Annotated in this window: 9 protein-coding genes; 2 read left to right on the forward strand and 7 right to left on the reverse strand. The window is 68.1% G+C overall.

All coding sequences use genetic code 11. The features are described from left to right. Positions 1 to 3: 3 nt before the first annotated feature. The 6 genes from OYT95_RS11065 to OYT95_RS11090 form a co-directional block, all read right to left on the reverse strand. Complete coding sequence (locus OYT95_RS11065) at positions 4 to 1,683, reverse strand: FAD-dependent oxidoreductase (RefSeq protein ID WP_037232793.1); 1,680 nt, start codon at positions 1,681 to 1,683, stop codon at positions 4 to 6. Positions 1,684 to 1,776: 93 nt separating this feature from the next. After that, positions 1,777 to 1,998, reverse strand: coding sequence for a dodecin (locus OYT95_RS11070; RefSeq protein ID WP_037232790.1), 222 nt, complete (start codon positions 1,996 to 1,998; stop codon positions 1,777 to 1,779). A gap of 17 nt (positions 1,999 to 2,015) precedes the next feature. Beyond that, a complete protein-coding gene (locus tag OYT95_RS11075) occupies positions 2,016 to 3,221 on the reverse strand; it encodes a serine hydrolase domain-containing protein (RefSeq protein ID WP_112301073.1) in 1,206 nt (401 codons plus the stop codon). A 93-nt stretch (positions 3,222 to 3,314) separates the two neighbouring features. Beyond that, on the reverse strand, positions 3,315 to 3,830 hold the full coding sequence (locus OYT95_RS11080; RefSeq protein ID WP_128639792.1) for a DUF6764 family protein: 516 nt from the start codon (positions 3,828 to 3,830) through the stop codon (positions 3,315 to 3,317). Positions 3,831 to 3,883: 53 nt separating this feature from the next. Beyond that, positions 3,884 to 4,912, reverse strand: coding sequence for a DNA polymerase domain-containing protein (locus tag OYT95_RS11085; protein ID WP_037232782.1), 1,029 nt, complete (start codon positions 4,910 to 4,912; stop codon positions 3,884 to 3,886). Further along, on the reverse strand, positions 4,913 to 5,956 hold the full coding sequence (locus OYT95_RS11090; protein ID WP_037232780.1) for an ATP-dependent DNA ligase: 1,044 nt from the start codon (positions 5,954 to 5,956) through the stop codon (positions 4,913 to 4,915). A 148-nt stretch (positions 5,957 to 6,104) separates the two neighbouring features. Between OYT95_RS11090 and lppU the strand changes: the two genes are divergently transcribed. Next, positions 6,105 to 6,701: an LppU family putative lipoprotein gene (gene lppU, locus OYT95_RS11095; RefSeq protein WP_037232942.1), complete on the forward strand. Its 597-nt coding sequence runs from the start codon at positions 6,105 to 6,107 to the stop codon at positions 6,699 to 6,701. Positions 6,702 to 6,747: 46 nt separating this feature from the next. On the opposite strand, the gene OYT95_RS11100 is transcribed toward lppU, so the two are convergent. Continuing rightward, on the reverse strand, positions 6,748 to 7,878 hold the full coding sequence (locus OYT95_RS11100) for a magnesium and cobalt transport protein CorA (RefSeq protein WP_112301076.1): 1,131 nt from the start codon (positions 7,876 to 7,878) through the stop codon (positions 6,748 to 6,750). A gap of 305 nt (positions 7,879 to 8,183) precedes the next feature. Between OYT95_RS11100 and OYT95_RS11105 the strand changes: the two genes are divergently transcribed. Further along, complete coding sequence (locus tag OYT95_RS11105) at positions 8,184 to 8,879, forward strand: 3'-5' exonuclease (protein WP_112301077.1); 696 nt, start codon at positions 8,184 to 8,186, stop codon at positions 8,877 to 8,879. The last annotated feature ends 3 nt before the right edge of the window (positions 8,880 to 8,882 follow it).

The following is an 8,882-nucleotide window of genomic DNA, read 5'->3' on the forward strand; positions in this document are numbered from 1 at the left end:
CGATCAGGTCTCGGCACGAGCGGCGGCGAGCATGCTCTCGATGGTGATCAACTTGGTGCGCGTCCGACCGGCCGCCCTGCCCCCGGCACGCTCGGTCTTGTCGATCCGCTGCCAGCCCTGGTAGTCGACGGCGTCGGGCGCACGCTCGGCGATCAGCCGGTCGAGGGCCTCACGTTCGGCGGGCGCGTCGAGCCGCCCGGCGGAGAAGTCGTCGATCAGCATCGTGACCGTCTCCGCGGAGCAGTACTTGTTGGTGCCGATCACGCCCGTCGGTCCGCGCTTGATCCAGCCCGCCACGTACACGCCGGGCACCGGCGCGCCGGTCTCCGGATCGATCACCCGGCCGTTCTCGTTGGGGACGACGCCGCGACGGTCGTCGAAGGGGATACCGGCCACGGGCTGACCGCGGTAGCCGATCGAGCGCAGCACCAGGCCGGTGTCCAGGGTCGAGGTGACGTCGGACGGTTTGGCGCTGAGCCTGCCGGACGCGTCCGCGACCAACTCGTTCTTCGCGACGCGCACCGATTCGACGGCGTCGGTGCCGAGAATCTCCACGGGTGACGTCAGGAAACGCAGCACGATCCGCTTCTTCGCCGGATCGGCGGTGCGCCGGGCGAACTCCTCGACCTGCCGCACCTTGTGGCGGTGCGACGGCTCGGCCTCGTCACCGTCGACGAACGCGCGGCTCGCCGGGTCGAGCACCGCTTCCTCCGGGTCGACGACGATGTCCACGTTCGGCATGCGCCCGAGCGCCAGGAGTTCGGGATTGGTGTAGGCGGCCTGGGCGGGGCCCCGTCGCCCGAGAATGACGACCTCACGGATGTTGCTCGCCCGCAGGGCCTCGAGGGCGTGGTCCGCGAGGTCCGTCTTGGCCAGGATCTCCGGATCGGTGACGAGGATGCGGGCCACGTCGAGCGCCACGTTGCCGTTGCCGACGATGACGGCCCGCTCCCCCGACAGGTCGAACGTGCGGTCGGCGTAATCGGGGTGACCGTTGTACCAGGCCACGAACTCGGTGGCGGCGTGGCTGCCGACCAGATCCTCGCCGGGAATGCCCAGCGCGCGGTCGCCCGCCGCGCCGACCGCGTAGATGACGGCGTGATGGTGTGCGAGCAGTTCCTCGTGGCTCACGTCCCGGCCCACTTCGACGTTGAAGTGACAGTGCACCGTGCGCTTGCCGACGACGGAGCGGAACTGGTCCGTGACGCCCTTGGTGCCCGGATGGTCCGGCGCGACACCGGCGCGCACCAGCCCGTACGGGGTGGGCAGGCGGTCGAAGATGTCGACCTCGATGCGCGGCTTCGCGGTCAGTTCCATCGCGGCGTAGCAGGCGGCCGGACCCGACCCCACGACCGCGACATGGAGCGTGCCGAGGGCTGCGTCGATCTGAGGCAGCTTCAGCGGCTCGGGCCAGTCGGGGCCGATGGGGTGTTTGGTGTAGTACTGCGCGTTGATGTCGAGGTACGGCTCGTCGACCTCGTCGAGGTCGTTCTCCGCGTAGATGGCCTCCACCGGGCACTCCTCGACGCAGGCCCCGCAGTCGATGCAGGTGTCCGGGTCGATGTACAGCATTTCCGTGGTGGCGAACGGCTTCTCGTCCGGTGTGGGATGGATGCAATTGACCGGACAGACATCGACGCACGATGCGTCGTTGCAGCACGGCTGCGTGATCACATAAGCCACGGTTCTCCCCTACCTGAGTACGCGCAGTCCAACGTCGAGATGTGACACCAGACTATAACGTGTTCCAATTTTGCGCGAGAACCGTGCGCGATGTCAGACCGCGTCGCCCGGCTCCACACGGAATCCGACCTTCACTGTGACCTGGTAGTGCGCGACGGCGCCGTTCTCGACGTGACCCCGGGTCTCGACGACCTCGAACCACTCGACGTTGCGCACGGTCTCGTTGGTCCGCGCGATGGCGTTCTTGATGGCCGCGTCGGTGCTGTCGCTCGACGAACCGACGACCTCGACAACTCGGTACACGTGATCACTCATCAGGATTCCTTTCGTGGTTACTTGCCGTTCCGGACGATCGCCTGCGCCTCGACACCGAGCCGGGCCAGACGAAGATCACCGAGAGCCGTGAGGGAACTGCCGAGGCGGTTGGTGACGAAGCCCAGGGACAGTCCGCTGTCGAGGTCTGCGTAGGCACCGGACCCGCCGACGCCGTAGTGCCCGATCGCGTTCCGCGGCTGTTCCCGGGACGCGAGGATCGGCCGGTGGTAGCCGAGGGACCACTGCGGCCGGATACCGAGGACGTAGTCGCGGTCGTGTGTCTGCACCTGCGACATCTGCGCGATGGTGGACTTGCGCAGGAACCGGTGCCCGTCCAGCCTGCCCCCGTTGGCGATGGCGCCGTACATGCGCGCGAGCGCCCGCGCGCTGAACACGCCGTTCCAGCCGGGCATCACCGCGTCGTGCACCGCGGGATTCCGGACCAGCACGTCGAACCCCTGCGGCATCGCCGCCTCGGCGAGGCCGCGGGTGGGACCGACGAGCGAGAGCACGTTCGACGTGAGCTCCCAGTTGAGTCCGGCCGGGTTGATGTGCGGAAACAGCTTCGCGATCCGCGGACGGTGCTGTCCGGGAACCTGATACCAGAAGTCGTCGACGCCGAGCGGGCCTGCGATTTCGTCCTGCACGACCTGGACGAACGGCTTTCCGGTGACGCGTGCGATCAGTTCGGCCACCAGCCACCCGTAGGTGACGGCGTGATACCCGGGACCGCGGAGCCTGCGCGGATCCGCCGGGGTGGCAGCCAGGGCCCGGACGACGGCGTCGTAGTCGAGGAGATCGAGCGGGCTCCGCATCAGACCCCGGACCTTGTGCAGCCCGGCCCGGTGGGTGAGCAGTTCGCGGACGGTGATGCCGTCCTTGCCTGCGGCGCCGAACTCGGGCCAGTAGCGCGCGACGGGCGCGTCGTAGTCGATCAGCCGACGCTCGGCGAGCCGGTGGACGACCGTGCTGGCCACGCCCTTTCCCGTCGAGAACGACAGGGCGACGGTGTCGCGGTCCCACCGGCGGTCGCGGTCTGCCCAGCCCGCCCAGATGTCGAGGACTTTCTCACCCCGGAAGTACGCGGTGAGCGCCCCGCCGCCGTGCTGAGGTTGCCGGTACATCGCGAAGAACCGGTCGGCGAGCGGCAGGAACCGCGGGTCGACGTGCAGCTCCGTCCGCGGTGCGGACGCGGGCCGGGGAACTCGAACGCTGGTCGTCATCGACCACCTCCGATCTCGCTGCCGTATGTCCTACGGCAGTTGCGTCAGCCCATTGTGACTACCGTCACCATACGACGCGGACCGGGGTGTCGTTCAGGGAAGCCGCCACACTGTTATGCCGTCGCTCAGACACGCTTGACCTGCAAGGAAATTGATCGCGAGCGACGGTCCACCGGCGCACACCACGCCCTTCGCCGGATCCGCGACGAGCGCCTGCCCTCCCGGACCGCTCAGCACCAGCGCGGGACCGGCGGTGTCGACCGTTCCGATCGCGACGCTCTTTGGCCCGACCGCCACCGCGGCGACGGCGCCACGACGCGCCTCGGCCGCACCGACACCGCCGCCCAGTCCGGCGCCGAGCGCCGCACCCGCGTGCGCTGCATCGGCGAAACCGACACCGTCCGTGCCGAACGCCGCCGAATTACTGCTCGTGTCGGCGTTGGCCCCGCACGCGGTGCGGTCGACGACCGTGGTGTCACCCCGGCCCGGTGGTGACACACAGGACAGGGAGACGGCCGACGCGGTGGCCGGCGCGATCATCAGAGTCCCGAGTGCCGTCGCGACGACACCGAGGACCAGTCCGGCAGTACCGACTGTCGTACGTTCCATGGCGACCTCACATTGTTCCCGACCCGACCGTCCCGAGCCTACGTGAGCGCCGGCTATTTGCGGTCTCGGTCCCGACTCGGTTGTACCCGCTTGGGTTCCCCCGGCATTTTCGGGTAATTGGGTGGGTACGGGAGATCGCCGAGACCGTTCGCGGCGTCCCGCTCCGCCATCTCCAGCAGCACGTCCAGCGATTGCGCCACGTCACCCATGGTCGCCATGGGATCGCCGCGCTTCTCGAGCAACGCGGGCACGGTCGCGATGGTGAAGTCGTCGGGGTCGACGTCGACGAGTTCCTCCCAGGTGACCGGTGTCGACACGGTCGCGATCGGCGTCTTGCGGGCCGAGTAGGCGGACGCGATCGTCTTGTCCCTGGCGTTCTGGTTGAAGTCGAGGAAGATGCGTTCGCCGCGTTCCTCCTTCCACCAGGACGTGGTGGCCCGGTCGCCGCTGCGCCGCTCGATCTCCCGCGCGAGGGCGATGCCGGCACGCCGCACTTCGATGAAGTCCCAGCGCGGTTCGATGCGGAGATACACGTGCAGCCCGCGGCCGCCCGAGGTCTTGGGGTAGCCGACGAGGCCGAGTTCGTCCAGCAGCGGCCGGAGCACGTCCAGCGCGACCGCCCGGGCGTCGTCGAATCCGGTCCCCGGCTGCGGGTCCAGGTCGATGCGCAGTTCGTCGGGGTGATCGACGTCGGGGCACCGGACCGCCCACGGATGGAACGTGATGTTGCCGAGGTTCGCCGCCCACACGATGTTCGCGGCGCTACGCACGCGGAGCACGTCGGCCTTGCGGCCGGACGGGAACGTGACCTCGCACGAGTCGACGTGGTCGGGGCGCTTCGCGGGAACCCGCTTCTGGTAGATCTCCTCGCCTTCGATCCCGTCCGGGAACCGTTGCAGATGCGTCGGCCGATCGAACAGGGCGGTCAGCAGCGCACCGTTGAGAGCCACGGTCCGGTAGTACTCCACCAGGTGCCGTTTCGTGCCACCCTCGGCGCCGAGTTTCGGGTAGTAGATCTTGTCGGGATTCGACAGCCGCACGGCGACGCCGTCGACGTCGAGTTCTTCGGCAGGACTCGCCATCTAGGAACCTCCGGCCAGGACGTCGGCAAGGTCGTATCGCACCGGGACCTCCAATTGTTGGAACGTGCACTCGTCGGGCGTCCGGTCCGGGCGCCAGCGCAGGAACCGCGCGGCGTGCCGGAACCGGGCACCCTCCATCTGGTCGTACGCCACCTCGACGACGCGTTCGGGGCGCAACGGCACCCAGGTTCGGTCGTTGCCCGACTGCCACCGCGTCGGCGCCCCGTCCGCGACGACGTCGTCGCCGACGCGTAGCTCGTCGAGTTCGGCGAGCAGTTCGATCCGTCGCGCCGCCGTGAACGCCGATGCACCGCCGACCATCGCCATCTGGTCGCCGTCGTACAGTCCGAGCAGCATCGACCCGATCCCCGGCTGACTCTTGTGCGGCCGGTATCCGATGACGACGCAGTCGGCGGTGCGGGCGTGCTTCACCTTCACCATTTCCCGCTTGTTCGGCAGGTACGGGCCGACCAGCTTCTTCGCCACCACCCCGTCGAGGCCGGCCCCCTCGAACGCCTCGAACCACTCGGTGGCCGTCGCACTGGATTCGGTGGCCGCGGTGACGTGGCAGCTGGGTCCGCCGCCGATGGTGTCGACGAGCTGCGCACGGCGCACGGAGAAGTCCTCCCGGCTGAGGTCGCGGTCGCCCAGGGCGAGCAGATCGAACGCGACGAACTGGGCCGGGGTCTTCTCCGACAACATCGTCACCCGGCTCTCGGCCGGATGAATGCGCTCGGACAACGACTCCCAGTCGAGCCGGGTGCGGCCGTCGATGCTGCGTGGGACGACGAGTTCGCCGTCCACCACGCACCGCTCCGGCAGTTCGTCCTTCACCGCCCGGACGAGTTCGGGAAAGTACCTGGCCAGATCCTTTCCGCCGCGGGACCCGAGCACCACCTCGTCGCCGTCGCGGAAGACGAGGGTGCGGAAACCGTCCCATTTCGGTTCGTAGGACCAGGCGAGCCCGGACTCCGGTTGCGCCGGAACGGACGACGCAGCCTTCGCGAGCATCGGCTGTAACGGAGGCATCACGGGGAGATCCACCCGTCCATACTGTCACCACGATTGGCAAATCGGACAGCGATGTAATCAAATAATGCGCGACACGGCAATCGCGGTGGACACGATCGAGGTGGCAGCGGTCATCTCGGAGGAACGGGTGGCGGACGGTCACCTGACGGAGGGGTCAGACATGACAGGGTTAGTTCGGCGGGTGTGTACCGCAGTCGTCGCGTTGTCGGCGACGGCAGTTCTGGTGGCCGGGTGCGGTTCGGACACGACGCCCACCGCGGTGCCGGAGTCGGGTGCCTCCGCGGCCACCACGTCCAGCGAATCGACCACCGTGATCGATGGGCAGGAAGGCGAGGACGCCGGCGGCGACGTCGACTTCGAGGTCGCGATCGGTGAGTGCGTGAAGCTCGGCGGCACCGTCACGGACGCCGAGATCGACAAGGCGGTGTGCGGCAGCGCCGATTCGAACTACAAGGTGATCGCCAAGGCCGCGAAGAACAGCCAGTGCATCAGCGACGCCGACTCGTACTACTACGAAACCCTCGGCGGCGTCGAGCAGGGCGCGATCTGCCTCGACGTGGACTGGGTCGTCGGCGGGTGCATGGACGTCGGTGGCGAGGATCCCGCGCGCATCGACTGCGGCGACACCACGGCCGTCGACGGTGTGAAGGTGACGGAGATCGTGCAGGGCGCCACGTCCGTGGACTCGTGCAGCACGTCGTCCAACGGCTACGAATACTCCGAGCGCAAGTTCGTCGTCTGCGTCGACGAACTCTGACGGCAGGCGCCGGCCGGCTGCGGGCACCGCCCGCAGCCGGCCCCGCTCACAACCAGCCGCGGCGTTTGAAGATCGTGTACAGGCCGGCACAGGTGAGCATCATCAGCGACAGGGCGAACGGATACCCACCGACCCAGTGCAGTTCGGGCATGTGGTCGAAGTTCATGCCGTACACGGTCCCGATCAGGGTGGGCGCGAAGAGGATCGCCGCCCACGCCGACACCTTCTTGATCTCCTCGTTCTGCGCATAGCTGGCCTGGGTCAGGTTGCGCATCTCCTCGTTCTGTTCCTGCGACACCAGGGTGGCGTTGACGGTGAGGATGTTCCCGAGCAGCTGACGAAAGTTGTCGGCCCGCTCCACGACGACCGTCGCATGGTCGGTGACGTCACGCAGATAACGCTGCAGTTCCTCGTCGGTGTTGTACTTCTCGAATCCCGCCGACAACCCGCGCAGCATCCCGAGCAGCGGCCTTGTGGCCCTCTGGAATTCGATGACCTCGCGGGTGAGTTCGTAGATGCGCCGTGACACGCCCGGTGCTCCGCTGAACACCTCGGTCTCGATCTCGTCGATGTCGTTCTGCAGTCCGGCCACCACCGGTGCGTACCCGTCGACCACCGCGTCGAGGATGGCGTAGAGGACTGCCTCGGGTCCGAGCCGGAGCAGGTCCGGGTTGCTCTCCATCCGGCGGCGGACCGCCGACAGGTCGGGGGATTCGCTGTGCCGGACCGTGAGCACGAACGTCGGACCGCAGAAGACGTGCAGCTCACCGAATTCGACGCGCTCGGTCTCGTCGCAGTACCGCGCGGCGCGCAGGACCACGAACAGCGTCTTGCCGTAGCGCTCCAGCTTGGGCCGCTGGTGGGCGACGATCGCGTCCTCGACGGCCAGCTCGTGGAGGTCGAATTGCTTTGCTGCCGCATACAACTGGGTGTCGTTCGGCCGGTACATCCCGATCCACGCCATCGACGACGCGTCCGGCAGGCTCGCGAGGGCCTCCGACAGGGTGGCCGGGGTGGCCGTCTTCCGGCCGTCGCGGTAGACGGCGCTGTTGACCACCGTTTCCTCTGCAGGCGTCGGTTCGACGGGCCGGCGGGTCACCGCGTGACCGGCGTCGGCGTCGGACAGACCGGCGGAACGGCTGGGGAGGAGGGAACGGATCGGACGCAGCTGAGGCATGACACGGGGCTTTCGAGGGAAAGTGGGCAGCGCGGAACGGCGCTGAGGAACACGGACCGTGAAACCGCGCACCTACCGGTGGAACGGTTTCAGTTGGTACTCGGAGGTTGGCTTCTCATTCGGATGCCACACCTCCTTGCTCTCTCGAAAGGGCAGTTCACGACCTCGGCGAACTGCAGACCGGAGGACACGATACCCCCGGCGACCGGCCACGACAACCTGGCATCCCCGCCGTGTCGGTCCCGGATCCGGCGGGTCCCGCGGCAGATACTGGGCGGGCACCGAATCACCACCGAGAGGGCCCCATGACCAGCTGGTCGGACAGACCGATCTGCGCGTTCGACCTGGAGACGACGGGACCCGACCCCACCGATGCCCGCATCGTCTCCGCGTGTATCGCCGTCGTCGACGCTCACCACTTCGAGTCGCGAACCTGGCTGCTCGACCCGGAGGTCCCCATCCCGCAGGAGGCCTCGGACGTGCACGGAATCTCCACGGAGTACGCCCGGGCCCACGGACAGGACTACGCCACCGGATACGGCGAGATCCGTGAGGCATTGCACGATGCATGGACCCGCGACCATGCCGTCGTCGCGTTCAACGCCTCCTACGACCTGACCGTCATGCACACCGAGGGACTGCGCCTCGGGCTGACCGAACTCGTCACCGGCATCGTGGTCGACCCCTACGTCATCGATCGCGAGATGGACCGGTACCGGAAGGGCAGGCGCACACTCGGCGCGGTGTGCGAGCACTACGGCATCGCGCTGGAGGACGCCCACGAGGCCGAGGCCGACGCGATCGCCGCCGCACACCTCGCCCGGACCCTCGCGCAGGAGTACCCGAATCTGCGGGCCCTCGACATCATGACGCATCAGGCCGGCTGGCACGCCGAACGGCAACGCGACTTCGCCGACTACCTCGTCCGGCAGGGTCGCGACGCATCGGACGTCAACGGCGAGTGGCCGATTCGCGGTCTCGCGCAGTTCCGCATCGCCTGATCC

The sequence above is a fragment of the Rhodococcus sp. JS3073 genome, from assembly GCF_026810085.1.
GTDB lineage: Bacteria > Actinomycetota > Actinomycetes > Mycobacteriales > Mycobacteriaceae > Rhodococcus_F > Rhodococcus_F wratislaviensis.

Excerpts from the sequence above, each read along its gene's own strand:
- lppU (WP_037232942.1), top strand. The coding sequence starts at position 6,105 with ATGACAGGGTTAGTTCGGCGGGTGTGTACCGCAGTCGTCGCGTTGTCG.
- OYT95_RS11070 (WP_037232790.1), bottom strand. The coding sequence starts at position 1,998 with ATGAGTGATCACGTGTACCGAGTTGTCGAGGTCGTCGGTTCGTCGAGC.
- OYT95_RS11075 (WP_112301073.1), bottom strand. The coding sequence starts at position 3,221 with ATGACGACCAGCGTTCGAGTTCCCCGGCCCGCGTCCGCACCGCGGACG.
- OYT95_RS11100 (WP_112301076.1), bottom strand. The coding sequence starts at position 7,878 with ATGCCTCAGCTGCGTCCGATCCGTTCCCTCCTCCCCAGCCGTTCCGCC.
- OYT95_RS11080 (WP_128639792.1), bottom strand. The coding sequence starts at position 3,830 with ATGGAACGTACGACAGTCGGTACTGCCGGACTGGTCCTCGGTGTCGTC.
- OYT95_RS11105 (WP_112301077.1), top strand. The coding sequence starts at position 8,184 with ATGACCAGCTGGTCGGACAGACCGATCTGCGCGTTCGACCTGGAGACG.
- OYT95_RS11085 (WP_037232782.1), bottom strand. The coding sequence starts at position 4,912 with ATGGCGAGTCCTGCCGAAGAACTCGACGTCGACGGCGTCGCCGTGCGG.